The following is a 26,284-nucleotide window of genomic DNA, read 5'->3' on the forward strand; positions in this document are numbered from 1 at the left end:
TATTGTTTCAAGAATTGACAATTTGAGTATATGGAAATAAAAAACCGCCAGCGGATGACTGGCGGTTTTGACATTGCAGGTGAGTCTTACTTTTTTTATGCTACTGTCGTGCGAATCAGATAATCAAACGAACTCAACGAGGCCTTCGCGCCTTCACCGGTCGCGATGATAATCTGCTTATACGGTACGGTGGTGCAGTCACCGGCAGCGAAAACACCTTTCACGCTGGTTTCGCACTTGGCATCGATGATGATTTCACCCATGCGATTACGTTCAACGGCGCCTTCCAGCCAGTTGGTGTTCGGCAGCAGACCAATCTGCACAAAGATACCGGCCAGTTCCACATTGTGAACATCCCCGCTCACGCGGTCACGATACTCCAGGCCAGTGACCTTGCTGCCATCGCCTTTCACTTCTGTCGTTTGCGCATTCAGAATGATGTCGACATTTTTCAGGCTGCGAAGCTTATTCTGCAGCACCTGGTCTGCCTTCATTTCAGGAGCAAACTCCAGCAGCGTCACATGTTCAACAATACCTGCCAGGTCGATAGCCGCTTCAACGCCGGAGTTACCGCCGCCAATTACCGCAACACGCTTACCTTTAAACAGCGGACCATCACAGTGCGGGCAATAGGTTACACCTTTGGTGCGATACTGATCTTCGCCCGGAACGTTCATGTTGCGCCATTTCGCGCCGGTGGCGATGATAATGCTACGTGCTTTCAGCACCGCGCCGGAGGCTGTTTCAATCTGATGCAAACCGCCTTCCTGCGCTGCCGGGATCAGTTTGCTTGCGCTCTGACTGTCGATCACATCGACATCATAATCATCAACGTGTGCTTTCAGCGCACCTGCCAGTTTCTGACCTTCAGTTTTCGGTACTGAGATGTAGTTTTCAATATCAACGGTATCAAGAACCTGACCGCCAAAACGTTCGCCCATCAGACCGGTGCGAATGCCTTTACGTGCAGAGTACACCGCTGCCGCCGCCCCCGCAGGACCAGAACCGACAATCAACACGTCATAAGCATCGCGCTTATTCAGTTCTTCAGCCGCACGTTTTTCTGCGCCGGTATCCACTTTCGCCACGATCTCAGTCAGCGTCATACGACCCTGGCCGAACTCTTTACCGTTCATAAATACCGCCGGAACGCCCATCACGTTACGATCGGTGATTTCGTTCTGGAATGTACCGCCGTCAATCGCCGTATGTTTGATACGTGGGTTCAGTACCGACATCAGGTTCAACGCCTGCACCACGTCCGGGCAGTTGTGGCAGGAAAGCGAATAATAGGTTTCAAATTCAAAATCACCGTCGAGATCGCGGATCTGCTCCAGCAACGCCTGCGCCTCTTTTGACGGATGACCGCCGGTCCACAGCAGAGCCAGCACCAGAGAGGTAAACTCATGACCCAGCGGAGAACCGGCAAAACGCGGTCCCTGGTGAGAACCGGGGTTGGTAATCAGGAACGATGGCTTACGCACCGCCAGAGTATTGTCTTCTTTAAAGGTGACTTTTTCTGACAGTTCAGCAATTTCAGTCAGCAGTTCCTTGATTTCTGCCGATTTAGCGCTGTCATCCAGCGTAGCAATCAGCTCAACAGGTTTGGTCAGTTTCTCAAGATAAGCCCTGAGCTGGGTTTTCATATTTGTGTCGAGCATTCTTCTTCCCTCTCTGAAAACATCATCATGCAAGCCGATTTTGCGGGACTGCATTAATGCAACTTGCGTCATGGTGCTGGAATAAAACAGGCGCAGATTTGCGCCTGTGGAATGCCGGATGCACTACGTTTATCCGGCCTACAAATTATGCGACTTAAATCTTACCAACCAGGTCCAGAGATGGAGCTAAGGTTGCTTCACCTTCTTTCCATTTCGCCGGGCAAACTTCACCTGGGTGAGAAGCGACATACTGAGCAGCTTTAATTTTACGCAGCAGGTCAGATGCATCACGGCCGATACCTTCAGCAGTAACTTCGATTGCCTGGATGATACCCTGCGGGTCAACAACGAAGGTTGCGCGGTCAGCCAGACCTTCATCTTCACGCATGTTGTCGAAATTACGGGTCAGGGCGCCAGTCGGGTCGCCGATCATCGCGTATTTGATTTTCGCGATGGTCTCAGAGCTGCTGTGCCATGCTTTGTGGGTGAAGTGGGTGTCAGTAGATACGGAATACACATCTACGCCCAGTTTCTGCAGTTCTTCGTAATGGTCTGCAACGTCACCCAGTTCGGTCGGGCATACGAAAGTAAAGTCAGCCGGGTAGAAGAAGAAGACGCTCCAGCGACCTTCGGTATCTTTCTCGGTTACTTCGATGAACTCACCGTTTTTGAACGCCTGGTTTTTGAAAGGTTTAATTTTGGTATTAATCAAAGACATCTGTACTTCCTCCGTGTTTTCGTTGAGAGATAAGTTAACGAAAATCTCTTAGCAGGGCTAATGCGTTTCCTTTATCAAATCAATAAGCGTTAACTAACAACTTACTCAATCGAACCTAAAAGACAAAAGTAAAAAAGGCCCCCTATGCAGGGAGCCTCATTACCCGAGCTACCCGCAGGTAACGTCAGTGCCAGCAGGGCTGGCTATGTGTTGCGCTCTACATTACCTTAACAAAGGTCGTAACAGCGATGGGGATTACATCACCCAACTCAAGAAAGGGCAATCGACGGACCGTCGATCTTACCTATGGCTGCGATAGGTTTTGCAATTAAGCCCCCTTTCCTGCTGATTTTATAAGGAAAATCAATGTTTAAACGTACCTTACTTTTAACCCTGCTCCCTGCCGTGGTGCATGCCGAAGAACTGCCTGCTCCCGTTAAAGCTATTGAGAAACAGGGCATTACCATCCTGAAGCCTTTCGATGCACCGGGTGGAATGAAAGGCTATCTGGGAAAATACCAGGACATGGGGGTCACTATCTATGTCACGCCTGACGGTAAACATGCCATCTCCGGCTACATGTATAATGAAAAAGGCGAAAACCTCAGTAATGCGCTCATAGAAAAAGAGATCTATGCCCCTGCCGGACGTGAGATGTGGCAGCGAATGGAAAAGGCGTCGTGGATTCTGGACGGGAAAAAAGAGGCACCGGTTATTGTGTACGTGTTTGCCGATCCCTTCTGTCCCTATTGTAAACAGTTCTGGCAGCAGGCGCGTCCGTGGGTAGAATCCGGTAAAGTTCAGTTGCGTACATTATTGGTTGGCGTAATTAAACCTGAAAGTCCGGCCACCGCCGCTGCAATTCTGGCAACCAAAGATCCGGCCAAAACCTGGCATGACTATGAGGCATCCGGCGGGAAAATGAAGCTGGAAATCCCGGCTTCGGTCCCTGCAGAGCAAATGAAGTTACTGAATATCAACCAAAAGTTGATGGATGATTTGGGGGCCAATGTAACGCCGGCTATCTATTACATGAGTAAAGACGATACGTTACAACAGGAAGTAGGCTTACCGGATAAAGAAAAATTAAACATTATCATGGGAAATAAATAAAAGTAACAAGATGAGTGATTGTTATCGTTCTCATATCAATCACTCATTTAAATTAACTTTCCTGCTGAAAATTACGCAACTTGTGCTATTTTAGCTAAAGTTAATTATTCATTAAGCACACAAACATAAATTTCAAGAATAACTACCCTTTAAACTATTCCACAATTGAATTTTTCAATACATTACCATCACAGGAAGGTACGCATGGCTAACCTCTATGACCTCAAAAAGTTCGATCTCAACCTGTTGATTATATTTGAATGCATATATCAACATTTGAGCATCAGTAAAGCGGCGGAAACACTGTATATTACGCCCTCTGCTGTCAGTCAGTCATTGCAGAGACTACGTACACAGTTTAATGACCCGCTGTTTATTCGCTCAGGTAAAGGAATCACCCCAACGACGGCTGGAATTAACCTACATCAGCATCTTGAGAAAAATCTCAACAGCCTGGAGCAGACAATCAACATTATGCATAACTCCAGCCTGAAGAAAAAATTTATTATTTATTGCCCGCAACTAACAACAACTATTAATATCGCGGAAGTTATTCATTTTCTCAGAGAAGACTCACATGTCGAAATTGAGCACCGTGACATACTCATCACTGCTGAAAGTGCGGAAAACCTGTTGGCTTACAGAAAGGCAGACTTAGTCATTACTACCGCTCCAGTGAGTAATCGCTCGATCATATGTTCGCCATTTAAAACCATCGAAACAGTATTAGTCTGTAACAAAAACCATCCCAGAATTAATGGAAAAACCACTCTTGAAAATATATTAAAAGAACAGTTTACGCAGCTTCTTTCTGAAGATCAGGGCATTAAAGAATACAGGCAACAAACCAAATTCTTTCTGGAAAATCGTGACATTGGTTTCCGTAGCGACTCATTAATAACGATTGCTAACATCATTTCAAATACAGATATCATTGGTTTACTACCAACAGCAATTTATGAGCAATATGCCGGCACATTTAATTTAAAAGAAATTAACACCGAGTTCCCACTACCTAAAATAAATTTATTTTTGATGTATAACAGAGCGTCACTCAACAATACTGGGTTTGACGATTTCATTAAAAAAATAGACGGCAAGCACAGCCTAAAAACTAACAAGTAGACCTTTATCAATTCATTTTGAATTTGTATGAATGAATGCGATTCAAAATAATTATGAATACATTAAAAAAGTTGCACCCAATAAAAATTAGCATATCTTATTGTCAGCATTTGTTATTATTTTGAATAATAATTCTGATATGAGTTCAATATGTCTATTTATAAAATCCCGCTTGGTCAAAACGTGCTGGAAGCCGCTCTGGAGCGCATAACCTGGACACTTGAAACCCTACCTCGTGTTTGTGTCTCCTTTTCCGGCGGGAAGGATTCAGGGCTAATGCTACATCTGACAGCCATGCTTGCACGCCAACTGCATAAAAAAATAAATGTGTTGTTTATCGATTGGGAAGCACAATTCTCCTGCACTATCGACTATGTAGGAGCTCTACGTGAACATTATGCCGATGTCATCGAACAATTTTATTGGGTGGCCTTACCGCTCACTACCCAAAATTCACTGTCACAATTTCAACCCGAATGGCAGTGTTGGGAGCCGAGTACACAATGGGTTCGCCAGCCGCCCGCAGATGCCATAACCGATCCTGAATATTTCTCCTTCTATCAACCCGGTATGACTTTTGAACAATTTGTTCGTGAGTTCGCTGACTGGTTTTCAGAGAAACGTCCAGCCGCGATGATGGTGGGCATCCGCGCCGATGAGTCATATAACCGCTTTGTTGCCATTGCCAACTCGCAAAAACAGCGCTTTGCCGATGATAAGCCGTGGACGACTGCAGCACCTGGTGGACACACCTGGTATATTTACCCGTTGTATGACTGGAAAACAGCCGATATCTGGACGTGGTTTGCAAAAACCAGAATGCCGTGTAATCCATTATACAATCTAATGTATCAGGCCGGTGTTCCCACGCGCTACATGCGTATTTGTGAGCCCTTTGGCCCGGAACAGCGTCAGGGATTATGGCTATATCATGTCATTGAACCCGAGCGCTGGGCAGCTATGTGCACCCGCGTCAGCGGTGTTAAAAGCGGGGGTATTTATGCCGGTCATGACAACCATTTTTACGGTCATCGGAAAATACTTAAACCAGAACATTTAAGCTGGCAGGAATATGCCATGCTGCTATTGAACAGCATGCCGGAGACTACCGCAGAGCATTACCGCAATAAAATCGCCGTCTATTTGCAGTGGTATAAGAAAAAAGGCATGGATAATATCCCGCAAACTCAAGAAGGCGATATTGGTTCGAAAGATATTCCTTCATGGCGACGTATCTGCAAAGTCCTGTTGAATAATGACTACTGGTGTCGGGCACTTTCATTCAGTCCAACGAAACCCAAAAACTACCAACGCTATAACGAACGTATGAAAACAAAACGCCAGGAATGGGGAATCTTATGCAACACCGACTAACTCAGGAACTCCTCGGCTTTCTTTCTGGCCTGTCAGAAGAAGAACGAATTGAAGCCATCAATGAATTCAGACGGGCGATACACAGCGTCAGTCCCTTTCGCGAGGAACCCGTAGATTGCGTACTTTGGGTTAAAAATGATCACATTTCACCCAATGACTACAACCCCAATAACGTTGCGCCGCCGGAGAAAAAGCTGCTGCTGAAGTCCCTTGAAGCAGACGGGTTTACACAGCCCATTGTGGTGGTTCACTCAACGGCAGAGGAATACGAAATTGTCGATGGTTTCCACCGCCACGAGTTAGGTAAAGCCAAAGCCTCACTGAGGCCCAGGCTTAAAGGATATCTGCCGGTTGCCTGTTTAGAACGAGAACGCCATGAGCGTATGGCGGCGACCATTCGCCACAACCGCGCCCGTGGGCGTCATCAAATCCACGCCATGTCCGAGATTGTCCGCGAGCTATCGCAACTGGGATGGAGTGAAGAAAGAATTGGCAAGGATCTCGGCATGGACAACGACGAGGTGTTACGCCTGAAGCAAATCAACGGTCTGCAAGAGTTGTTCGCCGACCGTCGATTCTCCAAAGCCTGGACGGTGAAATAGCTACAGCGACACCAGACGTTCAGCTGCTGTTAACAGCGTCGATTCTTGCTTGGCAAAACAGAGACGAATCAGTTTATGCGGGAAAGGATCGGCGCAGAACACCGACAGCGGTATCGCCGCAACGCCCACTTCAGTGGTCAGCCACTGGCAAAATTCCACGTCGTTAAGCGTGGAAACGGCGCTGTAATCGACCAGCAGAAAATACGTGCCTTCACACGGCAGAATTTCCAGTCGGCTGTCACGCAGCGCGTTCACCAACACGTCGCGTTTTTTCTGATAAAACGCAGGCAGCTCGCGATAGTGTGCAGGATCTTCTCGTAGCATATCCGCCAGGGCCAACTGAGCCGGCGTGTTGACGGAAAACGTCAGATACTGGTGTACCTTGCGCAACTCAGCGCTAATGGCGGCTGGCGCAACGCAGTAGCCAATCTTCCAGCCGGTCATATGGTAGGTCTTACCAAACGATGAAACAGCAACAGCGCGTTCCCGCAGGTCTGAATGTGCCAGCACACTGGCATGCCCTTGCCTGGCGAAACAGATATGCTCATAAACTTCGTCGCTGATGACAAAAATCTCGCGTTCTTTAATTGCTTGCCACAGCGCGTCAAAATCGGCGTGATGCCACACGGTGGCAGAAGGATTATGTGGCGTGTTCAGGATAACCAATCGGGTACGGTCGCTGAGTAAGGCACTAAAAGCCTGCCAGTCGACGCGAAAAGACGGTGGTTGCAGTGCGATACGTTTAACCACCCCGCCGGATAATTCAACCGCAGGCGCATAGCTGTCGTAGCTCGGGTCAAAACAAATCACCTCATCACCTGGGCGCGCCAGCGCAGTGATCGCGGCATACAGCGCTTCTGTGGCCCCCGCCGTGATGGTCACTTCACTATTCGCGTCGGGTTTGTAGCCGTACAGGTCTGCCGTTTTATCCGCGATGGCTTCGCGCAGCGCCTGCACGCCCGTCATCGGTGCATACTGGTTTGCACCGTGCGCGACGTGATACGCCAAACGCTCCTGCAAAAAGAGCGGACCGTCAAAATCAGGAAATCCCTGCGAGAGATTAATGGCCTGATGCTGCTGCGCCAGCGCACTCATTTGCGTGAAGATAGTAGTGCCCAGGTTAGGCAGTTTGCTTTGCGGAATCAGCGGGTTATTACTCATTATTGTTATCCCAGCGTGTGATGTTGTGGTTGAAGCCACTATAACACGATGCTAGTATTTGGCAATCAAGACGTTCAGACGTCTATATAAAAATAACCTGCCTGGACAGGACAGCCAAAGGACAACACAACATGAGTAATACCGAGATTCGCGTCGTCACCGGCCCGGCCAACTATTTTTCCCATCCCGGCAGCCTGTCGAGACTCAACGACTTTTTCACTGCCGACCAACTTTCACGCGCCGTGTGGGTTTATGGTGAGCGCGCTATCGATGCGGCCCGCCCTTATCTGCCAGAGACATTTCATCTCGCCGAGGCTAAGCGCCTGCTGTTTACGGGACATTGCAGCGAAACCGATGTTGCTCAACTGGCAAAAGAGTCGGGAGAGAATCGCAGCGTGGTGATTGGCGTGGGCGGAGGAACATTGCTCGACACCGCTAAAGCGTTGGCCCGTCGTCTGGATCTGCCGTTTGTCGGTATTCCTACGATTGCGTCGACCTGCGCTGCCTGGACGCCGCTCTCCGTCTGGTATAACGATGCAGGCCAGGCGCTGCATTTTGAAATTTTCCCTGATGCCAATTTCCTCGTTCTGGTCGAACCCGAGATCGTTCTCAATGCGCCAGAGGAATATCTACTGGCGGGGATCGGCGACACGCTGGCGAAGTGGTACGAGGCCGTCGTGCTTGCGCCTCAGCCAGAAAACCTGCCATTAACTGTTCGTCTGGGTATCGATGCCGCGCAGACGATCCGCGACGTCCTGCTGGAAAGCAGCGAGCAGGCGCTGACAGACAAACAACAAGGCTCGTTAAGCCGCGCGTTTTGCGATGTAGTGGATGCGATTATTGCCGGAGGCGGCATGGTTGGTGGTCTGGGCGAGCGCTACACCCGCGTGGCGGCGGCACATTCTGTTCACAATGGCCTGACCGTCCTCCCACAAACAGAGAAGTTTTTACATGGCACTAAAGTGGCGTACGGCATCCTGGTGCAGAGTGCGTTGTTGGGACAAGATGACGTGCTGGCGCAGTTAATTACCGCCTATCAGCGCTTCAACCTGCCAACCCGATTAGCTCAACTGGACGTGGATATCAATAATCGCGCAGAAATCGACAAAGTGATTACGCACACCCTGCGCCCGGTGGAGTCCATTCACGCCCTGCCGGTAACGTTAACGCCGGAGACACTGCGCGCAGCATTCGAAAAGGTAGAGTCGTTTACGGTATGATTAGGGTATGGGATGCCTGATAGCGGCTTCGTCTTATCAGGCCTACGACGACTAATTATAACGGCAAATGCGATGTTGTAGGCCGGATAAGCGTCAGCGCCATCCGGCAAAAAATCAACAGCACTTCGCGCCGCCTTTCCCCCCATATCGCGCATCCTGGCGCTCGCGGAAAAATTCTTCGTAGGTCATTGGCGTTTGGTCCGGATGCGTGACGCGCATATGTTCAACATAGTTGTCGTAATCCGGCACACCTATCATTAATCGGGCGGTTTGACCTAAATACTTCCCGGCTTTGGCGAGTGTTTCAAACATAGTGATTCCCTGTCGTACAAACGCCCTCCCCGTTCAGGAGAGGGCTCATTGGTTAAGAGAATATTAGTGCGCGCCTTTCGCCTGCGCCACGATCTCTTCGACATTCTCAGGCATCGGCTCGTACGGCGTCTCTTTCGAAGTTGGTTTGTCCTCTTTCAATGCTGCCAGCGCAGTTTTGATGGAGAACAGACCCAGCACCACAACGACTACCATGAAGAAGATGGTGAGACCCGCATCCAGGCGGTTGTTAAACACCAGCTGCGTCAGCTGCGACTGGGTGTACTGCGCCGGAATGTTACCACTGTCGATCATCGCCTGGAATTTGTTGGCGATAGCCAGGAAGCCGATTTTTGCATCCGGGCTAAACGCTTTCTGCCAGCCAGCGGTCAGGGTACAAATCAGCAGCCAGGCGGTTGGGACCAGTGCCACCCACGCGTAGCGCTGGCGTTTCATCTTGAACAGCACCACAGCACAGAGCATCAACGCCATACCGGCCAGCATCTGGTTAGCAATACCAAACAGCGGCCATAGGGTATTAATACCACCCAGAGGATCCACCACACCCTGGTGTAAGAAGTAACCCCAGGCCAGCACGCACAGCGCCGTCGCCAGCAGGTTCGCTGGCAGCGAATCGGTACGTTTCAGGCCCGGTGACACCACGCCCAGCAAGTCCTGCAGCATAAAGCGCGCAGCGCGTGTACCGGCATCAACCGCCGTCAAAATAAACAAAGCTTCAAACAGAATGGCGAAGTGATACCAGAACGCCACATCCATCATGCCACCCAGTGCGCCATGCAGAATGTACGCCATCCCGACGGCCAGCGTCGGCGCACCACCTGCGCGGGAGATAATGGATTGCTCACCCACTTCATTGGCGATTTGGTGCAGAGTATCTGGCGTAATAGCAAAGCCCCAACTACTGACTACCTGTGCCGCAGAAGCCACTACATCAACCGTGCCCGCAGGAGCCAGCACCGCCATCGGGCTGTTCATCGCAAAGTACACGCCCGGATCGATGATGCACGCGGAAACCAGCGCCATAATGGCGACAAAGGATTCCATCAGCATTCCGCCGTAGCCGATAAAGCAAGCCTGCCCTTCATTCGCCAGCATCTTCGGCGTGGTACCGGAGGAGATCAGCGCATGGAAGCCAGATACCGCACCACATGCAATGGTGATAAACAGGAACGGGAACAAGTTACCGGTCCAGACCGGGCCAGTACCGTCAACAAACTTGGTCAGAGCTGGCATGGTCAGCGTCGGACGCATGATCAGAATCCCTACCGCCAGACCAACAATGGTGCCGATTTTCAGGAAGGTAGAGAGGTAATCACGCGGGGCCAGCAGCAGCCACACCGGCAGCACGGCGGCGACAAAACCGTAGCCCACCAGCATCCAGGTCAGCTGTACGCCGGTAAAGTCAAAGTACGGTGCCCAGGTCGGGCTTTCCGCTACCCAGCCGCCGGAAATAATGGCAAACACCAGGAATACCAGACCGATGACCGACACTTCACCAATGCGGCCCGGGCGCAGATAGCGCAGGTAAATCCCCATAAAAATCGCCAGCGGGATAGTGAACGCTACGGTGTAAGTTCCCCACGGGCTGTGGGTCAGCGCTTTCACGACAATCATCGCCAGTACCGCGAGGATAATCACCATGATCATAAAACAGGCCACCAGCGCAATAACACCCGCCGTAGGGCCCATCTCTTCTTTCACCAGTTCGCCAAGGGAACGACCATCGCGACGGGTAGAAACAAACAGCACCATGAAGTCCTGCACCGCCCCTGCCAGTACCACCCCGGCGAGCAGCCAGATCATACCCGGCAGGTAGCCCATTTGCGCCGCCAGCACCGGTCCAACTAACGGACCCGCTCCGGCAATCGCCGCAAAATGGTGACCAAACAGTACTTTTTTATCGGTGGGTACATAATCCAGACCATCGTTATGACGCACGGCTGGCGTCATACGCGTCGGGTCCAGCGCCAGTACATTTTTCGCGATGTACAGGCCGTAGAAACGGTAAGCGATAAGGTAGACACAGACTGACGCCACGACTATCCACAACGCGTTGATCTGTTCACCACGATTTAACGCAATATATCCTAGGGCAAATGCTCCGATAACGGAGAGCAATGTCCAGAGGAGGTATTTCCCTGATTTATTCATAGTTGTTGTCCGTTTGCGTGATCCAGAAAGATGTTACATTTTGTTTCTATAACATCTTTCCTGATTTTAACAACCTGACAACCACATAAACCTGAGACATCACTGACTATTTACATTGCATTGTTAACTGGATCACCTTTGCTACAACTATAGCTGAAACAATTACGTTACTTATGCGGCTGGGCCAGCGTTTTGCTTGCCCAGGAGGCCAATTACAGAATTCATCATCAACATAGATACATTTACAGTAAATTATAATTATTTAGCATTTCATCACTCTGGCGATGTGCCCTTATTTTAAAACCATAAGTAGCAACATCCTTAATTATAAAACCATTAATAATCTTAGGATATTCTCATTTTTTATACATGGAGTGCTTTTATTAATCCTGATAAAAAATCAGACATCAAAAGCTACCTTTAGCGATACCCCCTACCTATAATCCAAAGAAACATTGATTAAGTGAAATCACATAAAATCATCACCACCACCTTCTGACATATATTTCAAAAGCATACATAGAAACATCCAAAATCATTTTACGCAGAATGTTATTCATTAATAGCGGCATAATTTTATAAGGATATAAATAATGAATAAATGCTATCGCATTGTCTGGAATATCGCGCGAAACATGTTCATCGTCGTGTCAGAACGCTCTCGTGGCGATAACCGGGTACGAACCACCGTTGCCGGGGTGCTTTTATCAACCGTCGGCATCATGACCAGCGCCGCCCTTGCCGCAGATAAAGGCCCACAGAGCGGAGAAACCATCATCCTGAACAATGGTGACACTATAACATCATTATCAGGAGGGACGGGTATCGATACCTCCAGGGCAGAGAAAACCACGCTCAATCTGGGAGACAACACCCACATAGAAATCAACAGTGGTACCGAGAGAGGCAGTGGTCTCTATTTCGGCAAAGATACAACGCTCAATGCGAACGGCCTGGTTATCGATGTCACAACGGCAGACTCAGCAAATACCGTGATGATTTATGGAATCCAGACAGGGTCAAACAACCATATTAATCTGGGTGAAGGCAGTAAGATAACGCTCTCCACTCCAGGTGGAACGGCCTATGGATTGACGTCAGGAAGGGGAAGTCAGATCGCTGCTAATAACCTGACGATCGATGTATCCACTACCTCTACAGAACACACAAGTGGCCGCGGCGCAGACATCTCAGGCAACATCGACTTTGGCCACGACTCGACCATAACCGTGGCAGTCTTTTCCGAAGGATATGGTCTGTTTGTCGGAGATTATTCGGCGACAAAAAAAGAAGACGTCACTGCCGCAGCACATGCCGAAAACCTGACAACTGAAGTGACCGGCGGCAAAACCGAAGGTATCCGTATAGAGGGAGGTCTGGTAGATCTCGGTTCCGGCAGTTCCATCAGCGCCACCGGAACGGCATCAACTATTTACCTCACTGGCCGAGGATACGGGGAACTTGACGCGGATAACCTGACGGTAAAAACAGCGCAAGGAACAGCGATAACAGCCCAAAGTAGCATATATGCCACCGTCGTTAATATTGGTGAAGGCAGTACGATCGACGGACGAAGCGACACCGCCAAAACGTACGGGCTGATAGCCAATACATCTTTTTCTGACCCATCAACGATCAATTTCAACGGTTCTCAGGATAATCGAAACACAATTTATGCCTCGGGAGGCTATGGCGCATCAGCACAATTTAGTGGTTCAACTATTAATATCTCCAATACCGACATCATTATGAACGGAGCCAATTCCTACGGGCTTTCGGCTATAGGCGATAACAGTTTTACCCGCGCAGGCATTATTAATGCCAGCAACATGAACATCGACATGACAGGAGCCAGCAACGCTTCTGGCGTTATGGTTCAACAGGGCGACATCGTCAATCTGAGTGGTGACACATCGATTAAAACTAACGACGATGGAATCGCTATCTGGGTACCTAAAGTGTCGTCCGGCAGCAATATATTGCCCGGTGGCACCATCAACGGTACGGGAAAAATGACGATTATCGGCGACATCGTTAATAGCGGCTGGGGATATATCAATCTGACAATGGATGCGGGATCTTATTTTGAGGACGCAACATCCATCAATCACGACTTTAACCCCCGGGGCCTGGACTCTGAGCTTAGCCTTACGCTCGCCGATCAAGGAAAATGGCTCGTTACTAACAGTTCAACCCTGACATCGCTGGACAATGCGGGTACCGTAGAACTGGCAGCCGACAGCACATTACATGCTAATAGCCTGACGTTGCAGGAAAGTAGCATCCTGAATGTTGATCTTAGCGCAGCAGCCCTGGCCAGCGCCAATAGCGCACCATTGATTACCGGGGATGAGATTGCGTTAGGCGGTGATTTACATATCAGTAATAGCGGCAATGCGCTGGATATCGGCACATTCACCTCTGACGCTCAATTACAAGACATTGAAACTATTACGTTGATTGATACAGACACTGCAATCACCGAAGATTTTGCCAGCTTATCAACGGATACTGACTCAATACCGGATTACCTGTCAGTATTCGGACAAATCAGCGCCACAGATAACACCCAATACCAATTGGGTGTTGGCCTGAGCTGGTATGCCGGACAGTCTGGCTCCGTCGCCACCCCTGCTCACGGCACATTCACCCTCGATGGCGGCAAGCAGTTTACTGTCAATAGCCAACTGGAAGACGTCGCATCAGACACGCGCAGCGGTTGGGATGGTAAGAGCCTGACCAAAAAAGGAGAAGGCACACTCACTCTGACGTCGAATAACACCTATAGCGGTACCACCGCCGTGCAGGAGGGGACGTTATGGCTAACAGAGACAGGCGTTATTGGTGCCGCAGGCAGTCAACAGTATGTCACCGTCGGGCAAGGTTCAACCTTAGGTGGCAATGGCACCGTTAACGGCAACGTGGACAACGCTGGAACATTACGCTTTGGCGATAATACTGCCGCCCAAAGCGGTTTTATCATAAACGGTAATGTCACCAACAAGGGCAGTATCGCGAGCTCCGGGACGACGCCGGGCAATACATTGACTATTAACGGCAACTACACTGGCACAGGCGGTAACCTGACACTCAATACTTGTTTAGGCGACGATAGCTCGCCGACCGATGAACTGATTGTAGCGGGTGACGTGGACGGTAAAACCACGCTGTACATCAACCAGGCTGGAGGGGAAGGCGCATTCACCGACCAGGGTATTGAAATTGTGAATGTTGGCGGTACATCAACAGATGATGCTTTCTCGCTGGGCAATCGGGTCCTGATTGGGCCGTACGAATATCGCTTATACGAAGATAATGAAAATTGGTATTTACGCTCACAGGCGGAGACACCCGATGACGGGGGAGATATTACTCCTGTCGATCCTGACGACGATGGCAGTGACGTCACCCCTGTCGACCCCGACGACGGCGGCGGCGACGTAACCCCCGTCGACCCCGACGATGGCGGCAGCGACGTAACCCCTGTCGACCCCGACGACGACGGCAGCGACGTAATCCCTGTCGACCCCGATGATGGCGGCAGCGACGTAACCCCTGTCGACCCCGACGACGGCGGCAGCGACGTAACCCCTGTCGACCCCGACGACGGCGGCAGCGACGGTAAACCATCAAATCCACAATACCGTGCCGATATCGGCGCTTATCTGGGGAATCAGTGGCTGGCTCGCGAGCTACAAATGCAAACGCTTTTCGACCGTGAAGATAGCCAGTATCGTTCACATGAAGGCGACTTATGGCTACGTGTAAAAGGCGGAAACACGGACTCTACTGCTGCGGATGGAAATGTCGACATGGACAGCGATTACGTCCAGTTCCAACTTGGCGGGGATATCGCCACCTGGAACAACGGTCAGCAAAGTCTGACGCTGGGACTCATGGGAAGCTATATCAATGGCAGTACAGATAGCACAGGAAACCGCGGCGCAGATGGCAGCCAGTTTTCAGCCACCGGAGATATCGACGGCTACAATTTGGGCGTTTACGCAACCTGGTATGCTGATGCTATGCGTCATCGTGGCTGGTATGTCGACAGTTGGTATCAATATGGTTTCTACGATAATAGCGTTGAAAACGGTGATGCAGGAACAACACATTACGACTCAACCGCCAACGCGCTCTCTCTGGAAAGCGGCTATCGATATACGATGGACTTCGCCAGTAACCAATCGTTAAGTCTGATACCGCAATTACAGGTTGTCTGGCAAAGCTACAAAGCGGACAGCGTGCAAGCACACAATACGCGTATTGACGGTCAAAATAGCGAAAACTGGACCACTCGCCTCGGTCTTCGCGTCGAGGGTTCGTCACCGACAACCAATGCGGTTCTTCAGCCATTCGCCGAAGTCAACTGGCTACATATGACCGATGATATGGCGGTATCCTTTGATAACTCAGCGGTAAACCTGGATCTTCCCGCCGATCGCGCTGAAATAAAACTCGGGATCCAGGCCGCTATCAACAATCAGTGGAGCATTAGCGCGCAGGCAACAGGGCAGAAAGGAAACAACGATTTCAGCGATCTCAGTGGCAGCGTTAACCTGCACTATAGCTGGTAATCTACACAAAAACGCGTCTGGTATGCTCAGACGCGTTTTATCTTTCACCCCATCACCGCCGTGCCTAAACGGCAGGTGCAACAGCGTCGTCCCTGCTCATCAAAGATGACGATTTCCCAGCTTTGATTTTGACGCCCAAGATGCAACGGCTGACAAACGCCGCGTACTTTCCCCTGCGATACCGCCCGATGATGCGTGGCGTTTAGTTCCGTCCCCACCACACACTGCCCGTCACGCGTCATCAGATAACCCGCCATCGAACCTAACGTTTCCGCCAGGGCCGCCGACGCGCCGCCATGCAGCAGGCCAAACGGCTGATGCGTTCGGCTATCCACCGGCATTTCGGCTTCCAGCACATCATTACCCAGTCGGGTATAGACCATTCCCAGATGCGCCACCATCGTGTTCTGACTGGTGGCATTGAGTTCATCCAGCGTCAAATGACGTTTCCAGATCATCGTCATGCCCCCAGCGTGGAACCGCCGTCCACCACGATATCCTGTAATGTAATGTGGCTGGCCAGATCGGAAGCGAGGAATAAAATAGTGTTGGTGATCTCTTGCGGCCGGGCGATTTTCCCCAGCGGAATCCCAAGCTTAAACTGCTCGCCAAATCCACGAATGCGCTGTTGCTCCGCGTCATCGCTGACCCACAGCGTACGCTGCATGTCGGTATCGGTCGAACCCGGAGAAACCACATTACAACGCACACCGCTGCCTGCCAGTTCAAGTCCGACGGTCAGCGCCAGGCTTTTCAACGCGGCCTTTGAGGCACCGTAAGCACTCATGCCGATACGCGGCGTGTGCGCCGCATCCGACGCGACGGTCACGATCGCCCCGCCCTGCTGGCGACGAAACTGCGCCATCGTCTGCTGAAACAGATTGAACGCCCCGCCAACGTTAACCGCAAACGTCTGCTGCCACTCCTCAGCGCTTAGCGCATCGGTGGCACCCATACGCAAAATACCTGCGGCATTGACCAACACATCCAAACGCTCGCGCGCTTTGAGGACGCGCTGGCACACCTCAGCTACCTGTCCGGCATTCGCCACATCCAGCACTTCGGTCGTAAACGGGTAGTTATCCTGAGGAAATTCGCGATCGAATCCAGTCACCTCAGCACCTGCATTCGCAAACGCCAGCGCCGTGGTGTAGCCAATCCCTTTTCCCGCCCCGGTTACCCAAACGGTTTTCCCGGCAAAATCAAATTCGGCCATTACTTCACCTCGCGGGAGAGCAGCGCCCACCATGCGTCAATGGTCGGTTTTTTCGCCAGCATCACGAAATCAATATCACCATGAACCTTACGCCAGCGCGCCGCCAGCGCCATCATGCGCACGGAATCCAGCCCATAGTCGATCAGGTTTTCGTCATCCATCGGCTCTTCGGACTCATCCAGCAGCGGCAGAATAACGCTGCGCAACGCATCTTTACTGGCCGGAACCGGCGTCGGTAATAATTCCTGGGTCATAACCACACGCCCGGAACGTCCCGCCACGTATTTCAGCGACATCAAGTGTTCATCACGGCTAAAGTCCGCCAGCGCATCGGCAACCATAAACGGCTTGATGTCACGCATGAAAGCGTCAGTTGCGGTGGTCATACAGCCAATATGCGCATACACCCCGGTAATGATCAGTTGATTACGCCCGGTTTCCTTGAGCATCTGTTCAAGCGGGGAGCGATGAAATGCGCTATAACGCCATTTCACCAGAATGGTATCCGCTTCATCCGGCGCCAGCGCCTCAACGATCTTTTGTTGTTCCGGCGAACGCGTCAGGCCCGGTCCCCACATATCATTGAGCAGAGCGCGGTCTTCATCACTCTGCTCTTTCGGTTGAGCGGTGTAATACACCGGAATATTATGCTCTTTGCAGTACTGGCGCAGCGCGGCGATGTTCGCGACGACCTGCTCCATCATCGGACAGTTATCGCCCCAAAAGCCGATAAAATAATCCTGCATGTCGTGGATCAGCAGCGCGGCGCGTTCAGGGTCAAATGCCCAGTCGACTTTGTTCACCGGAATATCGAGCGCCGTTGGTAGCGCATAAGCCTGCAGTTTAGGAATTGCCATTTCTATTTCTCCTTCAGGCCAGTGAACGTGATGCCAGCCACTGACGTAATTGTTTTTTATCTACCTTCCCCACTGGAGTCAGCGGTAATGACTCAACGCACTCAACACGATCGGGTAATTTGAATTCCGCCACACCCTGTTCGCGCAGAAAACGGCGCACCTGAACCGCGCGCAGCGGCTCTTTTACCACTAGCCAGGCACAGCTTTTCTCGCCCATCAGTTCGTCATCCATACTGACCAGCGCGGCATGGATAACCATTGGATGGCGCAGCAGCAGGTTTTCAATCTCTTCAGCAGCGATCTTCTCCCCGCCGCGGTTGATCTGATCCTTTTCGCGTCCCTGAACGGTGATGTAGCCATCCGGGTCGATAGCGATCAGATCGCCGGAACAGTAAAAGCCGTTGGAGTCAAAGGCGCTGGCATTATGCTCAGGGCTTTTGAAATAACCACGGAAGGTGTACGGACCACGGGTCATCAGGCGTCCAGTATCTCCCTGAGCTAAGGGGTTGCCGTCAGCGTCTGCTACCCAGACTTCATCATCAGGACACATCGGGCGACCCTGGGTATTGATGATGCGCTCAGGACTGTCGTCCAGACGGGTGTAGTTCACCAGCCCTTCCGCCATGCCGAAGACCTGCTGCAACTGGCAGCCAATCTCAGCCGGAATACGCGCCGCAAGCGTGGCGGAAAGTCTCGCTCCACCGACCTGTAGCAGTTTCAGCGAAGCCAATTGCGCATTGCTGCCCCACTCCGCAATCGCCTGCAGCCACAGGCTCACCGCAGGTGGCACCAGCGCCGTGACGTTAACCTGATGCTGTTCAATCAGCGGGAAACACAGGGTAGCGCTCGGGTCGGCCGCCAGCACGACGGTTCCACCCGCAAGGAACACGCCCAGCGCGCCTGGCGAACTCATGGCGTAGTTATGCGCCGCCGGGATTGCGCATAAATAACGCGTTTCTCCGGTGAAGCGGCAAATCTCATTGCTGCGACGCACGCTGTAGTAGTAATCGTTATGAGTGCGAGGAATCAGCTTTGGCGTCCCGGTCGTCCCGCCGGAAAGCTGGAAGTACGCCACCTCATCAGCGGGCGACGGTGTAGCAGTAAAATCAGTATCAGGTTGGCTTATCGCCGTTTGCAGATTGTGTTCACCTTCGTCGTTGTGCAGTTGCACCACGCGCACTGAATTGTGTTCGGCCACAAAAGTGTTTAGAAAATCGTCCCCGCTAAACAGCGTATGCTGGCGATCGGCAATCAGCAGCGCCGGTTCAATCTGTTTGGCATAGGCGTTGAGTTCGTTACGCTGATGGCTGAACAGGGCCAGCACCGGAGCTACGCCCAGCTTGAGTAACGCAAAGAAGGTGATATACAGCTCAGCCACATTGCCCAGTTGTACCAGCGCGGTTTCACCGGGTTTAATCCCTTGGCGACGCAAACTGCAGGCTAGATTGTCAGCGGCCTGATTCAGCTGGCGATAGCTCAGGTGGCGTTCACCATCAATAACCGCCGTATGGTCGCTGTCGGCGTGACGGGTCAGAATGTCGGTCAGCGGCAAATCCTGCCAGTAACCTTTTTCACGATACCTGCGGGCAAACTCTTCCGGCCAGCGGGTGAATGGAATACTCATTTTTGCTCCTTAAAACCAGTCCACAAGGCTCTTAATGCAGTCCAAAAACATTCAACATCGTGGATAGCTTGGCCCCCGTTTCACGCCATTCCGCAACCGGGGAAGAGGCTGGGACAATTCCTGCTCCGGCAAAGAAACGCACCTGATTGCGCAGCAACTTCGCGCAGCGGATCGTCACGACCCATTCACCGTTACCTTCGGCATCACACCAGCCAACAATGCCGCCGAACAGTTCACGATCAAATGGCTCCAGCTCGGCGATAAGTTTGCGTGCGACCTGATGCGGGAAGCCGCTCAGCGCAGGCGTCGGATGTAGCAGGCACGCCAGCGTCAGGGCGTTTTCCTGCGCGTTGGCTTTACCTTCAAACGGCGTACCGAGGTGCCACAGTGTAGGCGTGGTAACCAGTTGCGGAGAGGAAGGGATGTGCAATTCACGGCTACGATCGCGCAATACATTTTTCATCGCCTGCGTCACCAGTTCGTGTTCATGGCGATCCTTCTCGGATGCCAGCAGGCGATTACCCGCCTCTCTGTCCAACACATCGTCCGGCTGACGTCGCGCGGAACCGGCAAGCGGCAATGAACTGAAACGATCGTCTTCTTTGCGTAACAGCAGTTCCGGACTGGCGCCAATCAAGACGCCGTCGTCTTCAAGAGGCACGTGGAAGTTGTAGCTCGCCGGATTTTGCGCTACCAACCGCTCCAGCAGCGCGCCGCTATCTATGTTGGCGTCTACAGTGATATCGATCAGGCGGGATAACACCACTTTGTCAACTTCCGGCGTAGCCGTCAGCGCAGCCGCCCGGGCGACCATGTCTTCAAAAAAGTCCTGTTCCGGGATCGATTTACGCTCCACGACGTTCAGCGACTGATGCGCGTTAAAATAACGTGATGACTGCTGCTTCGCCGTGCGGGAAAACGTCTGCCACGACTGGGGAATAAACAGCGATGATGGCTGGCGGGTGTCAAAAGGGATCGCCCCGGCCATGATAGGGTTAGCGATACCCTGCGATTTGGCATCAGCAAACAGTGCGTGCATTTTCTGTTGGAAAGGGCTGTCTGGCGAGTCGCCATCAATTGCCGGTTCCGCATAGCGGGCGAAGCATCCTGACGTCGTAAAACTACGGTACGGCGACATAAAGAAAAAACTGTCGGAAGCGAGCGTCGGCATAGTCTGCGTTTTTTCCTCAGCCAGTGACGTATCCATATCATCCTCCAAAAATGATAAAGGCTCTAATAATGATTATCATTTATATTTTCGGTCGCTAACCTAAAAGTAAAGCGGCGGTATGTCAACTCTTGTGGTAACACAATGTGCGACTTTGGCTTGCATCCTTGCCCGCTAACAATGAAAATGAGAAGCATTACTTATACTGATAACAGGAAGCTGATTCGTGAGTCTCCCCTCTTTTTGCCGCACCGTACTCTTACTGGCAGGTTTATCTCTTTCAGGAATTTCTTCAGGTCATGCCGCCGACTGGCCGCGTCAGGTTACTGACAGCCGCGGCACGCATACGCTTGAGCAAAAGCCGCAGCGCATTGTCTCCACCAGCGTTACCCTCACCGGCTCGCTGCTGGCGATTGATGCTCCGGTCATCGCCAGCGGTGCCACCACGCCGAACAATCGCATCGGCGATGCGCAGGGTTTTTTGCGTCAATGGAGCGAAGTGGCAAAAGAGCGCAAATTGAGCCGTCTGTATATTGGCGAACCGAGCGCCGAAGCCGTTGCGGCGCAAATGCCGGATCTGATTCTGATAAGCGCCACTGGCGGCGATTCCGCCCTCGCACTCTACGACCAGTTGTCCACCATCGCGCCCACGCTTATCATCAACTACGACGATAAAAGCTGGCAGTCGCTGCTAACGCAACTGGGTGAAATCACCGGTCAGGAGCAGCAGGCTGCAGCCCGTATTGCCGAGTTTGATAAGCAACTGCAAGCGGTAAAGCAACGCATCACCCTGCCGCCGCAGCCGGTCAGCGCGCTGGTGTATACCGCTGCAGCCCACAGCGCCAACCTGTGGACGCCTGAGTCGGCCCAGGGCAAGCTGATGGAACAGTTAGGTTTTACCCTCGCGCCGCTGCCTGCGGGTTTGCACACCAGCCAGAGCCAGGGCAAACGCCACGATATCATCCAGCTTGGCGGTGAAAACCTGGCGGCGGGTCTGAACGGTGAAGCGCTATTCCTGTTTGCTGGCGACAGCAAAGATGCCGACGCCATTTATGCCAATCCGCTGCTGGCGCATCTGCCGGCCGTGCAGAACAAACGCGTTTACGCCCTGGGAACGGAAACCTTCCGTCTCGACTACTACAGCGCAATGCTGCTGCTGCAACGTCTGTCGGCTCTGTTTTAATTGCCAGCGCCGGATGCGGCTAACGCCTTATCCGGCCTACAATCCGAAGAGCACAACGCGATCAGACATTCACGGGGACTTGCCGGAATCGGCGCACTTCTCCCAACAACAGCAGCAGTAAAAGACCGACAATCACCAGCCCAAACCCACTCACGCTTGCCGAAGCAACTGGCGTCATCATCGCGCCCAGACCACCTAACAACGCCGCGCCAATCGCATCGCCGGTGACGTTCTGTGCGGTCCACAAACCATTAATTCGCCCGAGCATCGCTTCCGGCGTCTGCGTCTGTAACAGGGTGTACTGCAACAACGAACTGACCGCACTTAGCCAGCCAAACAGCGCCAGGCAAATAACCCCAAGCTGCCAAATGGGCATCAAGCCAAACAGACCGATAGCCAGAAATGAAGCCACGGTCGATGCCAGCATGATCAGTCCCGGACGAAGACTGTGCGCCAGTTGTCCGCTGGTCAATGCACCCACGGCTGCCCCCAGCGGAATAGCCGCATACAGCAGGCCAATTTGCGCACTCGACATGTGCCAGTTAATCGCCAACGCCGGATACAGCACGCGCACGGCGCTCGCCATGGTTAACAGACCACCGAGCAGTGCAATACCGCCAATCAGCGGGCTGGCAAGCAGAAAGCGGAATGCTGCCAGCAGCGATTTCAGCGGATGCTCACGCGGCTGCGGCGGAGGCGGCAACGCGGGAAGACTCAGCAACGGTAGTAAGGTAATGAAGGTCCCCGCCGCCGCCAGTCCGTAGTTCCAGGCCACACCGCCGGTCGCGAGCAACACCCCGCCAAGCATCGGCGAAATTACCGATCCCAGACGCACCGTCAGCATGGTAATCGCCCCGGCCTGCATCAGATTCTCCCGCCCGACCAGCGCTGGCGTCGCTGCCAGCAAAGCAGTCACACCCAGCGAAGCAAAGAAACCGTCCCATAAGCCAAGCAGATAAATTGCCAGTAACGACGGTTCGGGAAGTAACGCATTCAAACACAGGCCAATAAAGCCAATGCCACAGGTACCACGCGCCAGCAGGATCACTTTTTTACGCTCATAGCGGTCGGCCAGCACACCGCCCACCATCAGACCAATAAACATTGCACTGCCGGTCAGCGTCACCGACAAACCGACCTGCCAGGTCGACTGGGTCATTATCTGGATTTGTACCGGAACCGCTACGCCGAGTAGCCCCAGAGAGACAATGGAAATAAAACGGGCGAGGAAGACTGCACGAAATGCAGGGTGGGTCTTTAACAGGCTGAGATTGAGCAGCCATGATTGTCGATTCATTACAGAGCCTTACCAGGTACTTTTTCAATATCCATTCGATGGCTGCACATGCTAACATATCCAAATAAGATCGATAACGATAATTACTATCATTATCAGGGAAGTTGATATGTCATGCTCTGTTTCCGCGACACGCGCCTTCGCCGTGCCCGGACTATTGTTATTACTTGTTCTGACCACGGTATTAAGTCTGGTTATTGGCGCCAAGTCGCTACCTGCCTCCGTGGTGCTGGATGCGCTCACCGGCAGTTGTCAAAGCGCTGATTGCACCATCGTGCTTGACGCGCGACTCCCACGCACGCTGGCGGGGCTGCTCGCCGGTGGTGCGCTGGGCCTGGCTGGCGCATTAATGCAAACGCTCACGCGTAACCCTCTCGCCGATCCCGGCATTCTGGGTGTCAACTCCGGTGCCAGCTTCGCCATTGTGCTGGGCGCCGCGCTGTTCGGCTTTTCCTCTGCGCAAGAGCAACTGCTGATGGCCTTTTGCGGTGCTCTGGCTGCGTCGCTGATCGTAGCTTTTACCGGTAGTCAGGGCGGTGGGCAGTTAAGCCCGGTACGTCTGACGCTGGCGGGCGTTGCCCTGGGCGCGGTGCTGGAAGGATTATCCACCGGCATCGCACTGCTCAACCCGGACGTTTACGATCAGTTGCGTTTCTGGCAAGCTGGCTCACTGGATATCCGCAGCCTGCAAACGCTGAAGGTGGTATTGGTACCAGTACTGATTGCCGCGGCTGTCGCACTGTTCCTCAGTCGCGCCCTGAATAGCCTGAGCCTCGGGAGCGACACAGCTACCGCGCTTGGTAGTAAAGTCGCTCGCACACAGTTTATTGGCCTGCTGGTTATTACCGTACTGTGCGGCAGCGCGACCGCGATTGTCGGTCCTATCGCCTTTATCGGCCTGATGATACCTCACATGGCGCGCTGGCTGGTGGGGGCGGATCACCGCTGGTCACTGCCCGTCACCCTGCTGGCAACCCCTTCTCTGTTACTGATTGCCGATATCATCGGTCGCCTGATTGTTCCCGGCGAGCTGCGCGTGTCGGTGGTCAGCGCTTTCATCGGCGCGCCGGTGCTTATCTTTCTGGTACGCCGTAAATCGCGCGGGGGTGGCGCATGATGCACCTCTCCCGCCGCCTGATAATCAGCAGCCTGCTGCTGGTTGCAGGTTGTCTCGTCATTGGTTTATGGAGCCTGCGTAGCGGCGTTGTTACGCTGGAAACCCAGCAAATTATTGCCGCCCTGCTCGGCGATGCGCCGCGCAGTATTACCCTGGTGGTGACCGAATGGCGTTTGCCACGCGTGCTCATGGCGCTATTGATTGGCGCAGCGCTCGGCGTGAGCGGCGCAATATTCCAGTCGCTGATGCGTAACCCGCTGGGTAGCCCGGATGTGATGGGCTTTAATACCGGTGCCTGGAGCGGTGTGCTGGTGGCAATGGTGCTGTTCGGACAGCATCTTACCGCGATCGCGCTGGCGGCCATGCTCGGTGGGATCCTGACTTCTCTGGTGGTCTGGGCGCTCGCCTGGCGCAATGGGATCGACACCTTCCGGCTAATTATTATTGGTATCGGCATACGCGCCATGCTGGTGGCGTTCAACACCTGGCTACTGCTGAAAGCATCATTAGAAACCGCGCTAACGGCCGGACTGTGGAACGCTGGATCGCTCAATGGCCTGACCTGGGCCAAAACCTGGCCGTCTGCCCCGCTGATTATCATCATGCTGGTATGCGCCACATTGCTGGTACGCCGGATGCGCTTACTGGAAATGGGTGATGACAGCGCCTGTGCGCTTGGTGTCAGCGTTGAGCGCTCGCGTCTGATGATGATGCTGGTTGCGGTTGTACTGACCGCTGCCGCCACCGCGCTGGCGGGTCCTATCTCGTTTATTGCCCTTGTCGCGCCGCATATCGCGCGACGTATAAGCGGCACATCGCGCTGGGGATTAACCCTGTCAGCGCTGTGCGGCGCGTTGCTGCTGCTGATGGCGGATTTATGCGCCCAACAGCTGTTTATGCCTTATCAGCTTCCGGTGGGCGTTGTCACCGTAAGCCTCGGCGGTATTTATCTTATCGTCTTGTTAATTCAGGAGTCCCGCAAAAAATGACCGAATCAGTAGCCCGTTTGCGTGGCGACCAGTTAACGCTGGGTTATGGCAAGTTTACCGTGGCGGAAAACCTCAATGTGTCGATTCCCGACGGTCACTTCACCGCGATTATCGGGCCAAATGGCTGCGGGAAATCGACATTGCTGCGCACGCTTAGTCGCCTGATGACGCCCGCGAACGGCAAGGTCTGGCTCGACGGCGAACATATTCAACACTATGCCAGCAAGGAAGTCGCCCGAAGAATAGGTTTGCTGGCGCAAAACGCCACCACGCCGGGAGATATTACGGTACAGGAGCTGGTTGCCCGCGGGCGCTATCCGCACCAGCCACTGTTTACCCGCTGGCGGCAAGAGGATGAAATTGCGGTCTCAAACGCCATGCAGGCGACGGGTATCACCCACCTGGCATCACAAAGTGTGGATACCCTTTCCGGCGGACAACGTCAACGCGCATGGATTGCGATGGTGCTGGCGCAGGAAACGTCGATTATGCTGCTTGATGAACCCACCACCTGGCTGGATATCAGTCATCAGATCGATCTGCTGGAACTGCTGAGTGAGTTAAACCGGGAAAAAGGCTACACGCTGGCCGCCGTTTTGCACGACCTGAATCAGGCCTGTCGCTATGGGACGCATCTGATTGCGCTGCGAGACGGAAAAATTATTGCCGAGGGAGCACCGAAGGAGATCGTCACCGCGCAGCTTATTGAAAAAATCTATGGACTGCGCTGTATGATTATCGACGATCCAGTTGCCGGAACGCCGTTAGTAGTGCCGCTTGGACGCAGCAAATAACACGCGT

Annotated in this window: 21 protein-coding genes; 10 read left to right on the top strand and 11 right to left on the bottom strand. The window is 52.6% G+C overall.

Annotated elements, in window-relative coordinates; translation table 11 throughout:
• Positions 1 to 95: 95 nt before the first annotated feature.
• Both ahpF and ahpC read right to left on the bottom strand, forming a co-directional pair.
• Positions 96 to 1,661, bottom strand: a complete 1,566-nt coding sequence (ahpF, locus tag SK33_RS16755) for an alkyl hydroperoxide reductase subunit F (RefSeq protein WP_003835619.1) — start codon at positions 1,659 to 1,661, stop codon at positions 96 to 98.
• A gap of 154 nt (positions 1,662 to 1,815) precedes the next feature.
• Entirely contained in the window at positions 1,816 to 2,379 is a 564-nt protein-coding gene (gene ahpC, locus SK33_RS16760; RefSeq protein WP_002894394.1) for an alkyl hydroperoxide reductase subunit C, read from the bottom strand.
• A 366-nt stretch (positions 2,380 to 2,745) separates the two neighbouring features.
• On the opposite strand from ahpC, the gene dsbG reads away from it, so the two are divergent.
• From dsbG to SK33_RS16780, 4 genes are all read left to right on the top strand, one after another.
• Positions 2,746 to 3,492, top strand: coding sequence for a thiol:disulfide interchange protein DsbG (gene dsbG / locus SK33_RS16765; RefSeq protein ID WP_048219354.1), 747 nt, complete (start codon positions 2,746 to 2,748; stop codon positions 3,490 to 3,492).
• A gap of 204 nt (positions 3,493 to 3,696) precedes the next feature.
• Positions 3,697 to 4,617 (top strand): DNA-binding transcriptional repressor CitR, encoded by a 921-nt coding sequence (citR, locus tag SK33_RS16770; RefSeq protein ID WP_048219355.1) that lies wholly within the window; start codon positions 3,697 to 3,699, stop codon positions 4,615 to 4,617.
• 150 nt (positions 4,618 to 4,767) lie between these two features.
• Complete coding sequence (locus SK33_RS16775; protein ID WP_048219357.1) at positions 4,768 to 5,991, top strand: phosphoadenosine phosphosulfate reductase; 1,224 nt, start codon at positions 4,768 to 4,770, stop codon at positions 5,989 to 5,991.
• A complete protein-coding gene (locus SK33_RS16780; protein ID WP_003022071.1) occupies positions 5,976 to 6,593 on the top strand; it encodes an IbrB-like domain-containing protein in 618 nt (205 codons plus the stop codon). The genes SK33_RS16775 and SK33_RS16780 overlap by 16 nt, the downstream gene beginning before the upstream one ends.
• On the opposite strand, the gene SK33_RS16785 is transcribed toward SK33_RS16780, so the two are convergent.
• Entirely contained in the window at positions 6,594 to 7,754 is a 1,161-nt protein-coding gene (locus SK33_RS16785) for a pyridoxal phosphate-dependent aminotransferase (RefSeq protein ID WP_048219359.1), read from the bottom strand.
• A 131-nt stretch (positions 7,755 to 7,885) separates the two neighbouring features.
• On the opposite strand from SK33_RS16785, the gene SK33_RS16790 reads away from it, so the two are divergent.
• Positions 7,886 to 8,974, top strand: a complete 1,089-nt coding sequence (locus SK33_RS16790) for an oxidoreductase (RefSeq protein WP_048219361.1) — start codon at positions 7,886 to 7,888, stop codon at positions 8,972 to 8,974.
• Between the two features lie 114 nt (positions 8,975 to 9,088).
• Here SK33_RS16790 and SK33_RS16795 read toward each other — a convergent pair whose 3' ends face one another.
• Positions 9,089 to 9,286 carry a YbdD/YjiX family protein gene (locus tag SK33_RS16795; RefSeq protein WP_003022064.1) on the bottom strand — a complete coding sequence of 66 codons (198 nt, stop codon included), beginning with the start codon at positions 9,284 to 9,286 and terminating at the stop codon, positions 9,089 to 9,091.
• 63 nt (positions 9,287 to 9,349) lie between these two features.
• Positions 9,350 to 11,455, bottom strand: coding sequence for a pyruvate/proton symporter CstA (gene cstA, locus SK33_RS16800; protein ID WP_003022061.1), 2,106 nt, complete (start codon positions 11,453 to 11,455; stop codon positions 9,350 to 9,352).
• Positions 11,456 to 12,048: 593 nt separating this feature from the next.
• Here cstA and SK33_RS16805 point away from each other — a divergent pair.
• On the top strand, positions 12,049 to 16,032 hold the full coding sequence (locus tag SK33_RS16805; protein WP_075262490.1) for an autotransporter outer membrane beta-barrel domain-containing protein: 3,984 nt from the start codon (positions 12,049 to 12,051) through the stop codon (positions 16,030 to 16,032).
• 44 nt (positions 16,033 to 16,076) lie between these two features.
• Here the strand turns inward: SK33_RS16805 and entH are convergent, their stop codons facing one another.
• Genes entH through entC form a run of 5 tightly spaced genes read right to left on the bottom strand, consistent with a single transcriptional unit; the run spans position 16,077 to position 20,936 of the window.
• A complete protein-coding gene (gene entH / locus SK33_RS16810; RefSeq protein WP_048219363.1) occupies positions 16,077 to 16,490 on the bottom strand; it encodes a proofreading thioesterase EntH in 414 nt (137 codons plus the stop codon).
• Positions 16,491 to 16,492: 2 nt separating this feature from the next.
• A complete protein-coding gene (entA, locus tag SK33_RS16815) occupies positions 16,493 to 17,248 on the bottom strand; it encodes a 2,3-dihydro-2,3-dihydroxybenzoate dehydrogenase EntA (protein ID WP_048219365.1) in 756 nt (251 codons plus the stop codon).
• Positions 17,248 to 18,105: an isochorismatase gene (locus tag SK33_RS16820; RefSeq protein WP_003847431.1), complete on the bottom strand. Its 858-nt coding sequence runs from the start codon at positions 18,103 to 18,105 to the stop codon at positions 17,248 to 17,250. The genes entA and SK33_RS16820 overlap by 1 nt, the downstream gene beginning before the upstream one ends.
• 13 nt (positions 18,106 to 18,118) lie before the next feature.
• On the bottom strand, positions 18,119 to 19,729 hold the full coding sequence (gene entE / locus SK33_RS16825; RefSeq protein WP_048219368.1) for a (2,3-dihydroxybenzoyl)adenylate synthase EntE: 1,611 nt from the start codon (positions 19,727 to 19,729) through the stop codon (positions 18,119 to 18,121).
• Between the two features lie 31 nt (positions 19,730 to 19,760).
• Complete coding sequence (entC, locus tag SK33_RS16830; protein WP_048219371.1) at positions 19,761 to 20,936, bottom strand: isochorismate synthase EntC; 1,176 nt, start codon at positions 20,934 to 20,936, stop codon at positions 19,761 to 19,763.
• A 187-nt stretch (positions 20,937 to 21,123) separates the two neighbouring features.
• Here entC and fepB point away from each other — a divergent pair, with 187 nt between their 5' ends.
• Positions 21,124 to 22,080: a Fe2+-enterobactin ABC transporter substrate-binding protein gene (gene fepB / locus SK33_RS16835; protein WP_048219373.1), complete on the top strand. Its 957-nt coding sequence runs from the start codon at positions 21,124 to 21,126 to the stop codon at positions 22,078 to 22,080.
• A gap of 61 nt (positions 22,081 to 22,141) precedes the next feature.
• Here fepB and entS read toward each other — a convergent pair whose 3' ends face one another.
• The gene (gene entS / locus SK33_RS16840) at positions 22,142 to 23,377 is read right to left on the bottom strand and encodes an enterobactin transporter EntS (RefSeq protein ID WP_003835645.1); all 1,236 of its coding nucleotides are present in this window, start codon (positions 23,375 to 23,377) and stop codon (positions 22,142 to 22,144) included.
• 109 nt (positions 23,378 to 23,486) lie between these two features.
• Here entS and fepD point away from each other — a divergent pair, with 109 nt between their 5' ends.
• The 3 genes from fepD to fepC are packed head-to-tail and all read left to right on the top strand — an operon-like array spanning position 23,487 to position 26,277.
• Positions 23,487 to 24,494, top strand: a complete 1,008-nt coding sequence (fepD, locus tag SK33_RS16845) for a Fe(3+)-siderophore ABC transporter permease (protein ID WP_003835646.1) — start codon at positions 23,487 to 23,489, stop codon at positions 24,492 to 24,494.
• Complete coding sequence (gene fepG, locus SK33_RS16850; RefSeq protein ID WP_003022026.1) at positions 24,491 to 25,483, top strand: iron-enterobactin ABC transporter permease; 993 nt, start codon at positions 24,491 to 24,493, stop codon at positions 25,481 to 25,483. The genes fepD and fepG overlap by 4 nt, the downstream gene beginning before the upstream one ends.
• Positions 25,480 to 26,277, top strand: a complete 798-nt coding sequence (gene fepC / locus SK33_RS16855; RefSeq protein ID WP_048219377.1) for an iron-enterobactin ABC transporter ATP-binding protein — start codon at positions 25,480 to 25,482, stop codon at positions 26,275 to 26,277. Before fepG ends, fepC begins: the two co-directional genes overlap by 4 nt.
• The last annotated feature ends 7 nt before the right edge of the window (positions 26,278 to 26,284 follow it).

It is taken from the genome of Citrobacter sp. MGH103, from assembly GCF_001034475.2.
Taxonomy (GTDB): domain Bacteria; phylum Pseudomonadota; class Gammaproteobacteria; order Enterobacterales; family Enterobacteriaceae; genus Citrobacter; species Citrobacter freundii.